The organism is Nguyenibacter vanlangensis, assembly GCF_013376155.1.
Classification (GTDB): domain Bacteria; phylum Pseudomonadota; class Alphaproteobacteria; order Acetobacterales; family Acetobacteraceae; genus Gluconacetobacter; species Gluconacetobacter vanlangensis.
Map to the genome: position 1 here is coordinate 1 of NZ_JABXXP010000653.1, position 1,551 is coordinate 1,551.

At 70.1% G+C, this 1,551-nt stretch carries 1 protein-coding gene and 1 pseudogene; both read left to right on the top strand.

The features are described from left to right. Window positions 1–959, top strand: a pseudogene (locus HUK84_RS17675) (MMPL family transporter); the annotation flags it as partial. Beyond that, on the top strand, window positions 956–1,551 hold a 596-nt coding region (locus tag HUK84_RS17680), incomplete at its 3' end, for a beta-ketoacyl synthase N-terminal-like domain-containing protein (protein ID WP_281362850.1). The pseudogene HUK84_RS17675 and the gene HUK84_RS17680, both read left to right, overlap by 4 nt.

Consider the following 1,551-nt stretch of genomic DNA (forward strand, 5'->3'; position numbering starts at 1 on the left):
AGCTCGGCGCGCCCGATCCGTCGCTGCTGCTCGCGGTCTCCGGTGCCGACGCGCAGGCTGTGCTTCAACGCGAGGAAGCCCTCGCGCCGCTGATTGCGCGGTTGCGCGCCCAAGGTGCGATCGCCGGGATCCAGGATGCCGCGCGTCTACTGCCGTCCCGCGCTCTTCAGGAACGGCGGCTGGAAAGATTGCCGGGCGTGGCGGCGCTCCGGGCGGCGGTGACCACCGCGCGCGCGGACCAGCCGCTGCGCGAGGCTGCTCTGGACGGGTTCATGGCTGACGTCGCGGCTGCCCGTGCGATGCCGCCGCTGATGCCCGCTGACCTCGTGAACACGCCGCTCGGCACAGCATTGGGCCCGCTGCTGTTTGAACGCAACGGGCGCTGGTGGGGGCTGATCCTGCCCGAGGGCGTGCGCGATCCGATGGCCTTATCGCGCGCCTTCGCCGGACAGGATGGCGTTCTGCTGCTCGATATGCACCGCGAGATGGACGGGTTCGCCGCGCGCTACATGGGCCGGACGCTGCGTCTCATGGTGCTCGGCGGCGTGCTGGCTGTGGTGGTTCTCGCGCTCGGGCTGCGGGACTGGCGGCGCGTCGCGCGCGTGATCGCCGCCGTAGGGGGCGCGGTCGTTACCCTGCTGGGGCTCTTCGCACTCGCGGGTGTGCGGGTGACGCTGGTGCATTGCGTGGCGCTGCAATTCGTCGTGGGGGTCGGGTTGGACTACGCTCTGTTTTTCGCGCGGTCGCAGCTCGACGACGCCGAGCGCGCCCGCACCATGCGTACGCTCCTGACCTGCAACGCAATGACGGTGCTCACCTTCGGTCTGCTTGGATTGTGTCACACGGTCATTCTGCGGCATATCGGGACGACGGTGGCGCCCGGTGTCATTCTGGCGATGATCTTCGGTTTCCTGCTGGCGGGACAACGGCGCGAGACGGAGCGCACGTACGCATCATGAAGCCCCTGCTCATCACGTCGGGTACGGTGGTCAGCGCGGCTGGGCGCGGCTTGGCGGAGACGGCCGACGCCCTGCGCGCGCGGCGATCGGGACTGGCACCATGCGATTTCGCGGGGATCGCGGTTGGTTTCGCGGGCGCGGTGCGCGGCGTGCAGGCGCACCGGATCGGCGGTTCCGATCTGCGTTTCGACTGCCGCAACAACCGCCTCGCCGATATGGCCCTGACGGCCGACGGTTTCGGCGAGGCCGTGGCGCAGGCGCGCGCCTTCTATGGTCCGGAACGCATCGCCGTCGTACTCGGCACCTCTACCTCAGGTATCCTCAGTGCGGAGGACGCTTACGCGCGGGCCGACCCCGCGACCCGCGCTCTGGCGCCTTCGTTCGATCAGGCGCGCACGCACGACCTGTTCTCCCTGCCGCGCTTCGTCGCCGGCCGGCTTGCGCTCGATGGCCCGCTGCTAAGCGTTTCGAACGCCTGTGCATCGTCCTCGCGCGCCTTCGTGGATGCGCGGCACTGGCTGGAGGCCGGGCTGTGCGACGCGGTGGTGGTCGGGGGCGCGGACAGCCTGTGCCGCATGACCCTGCGCGGCTT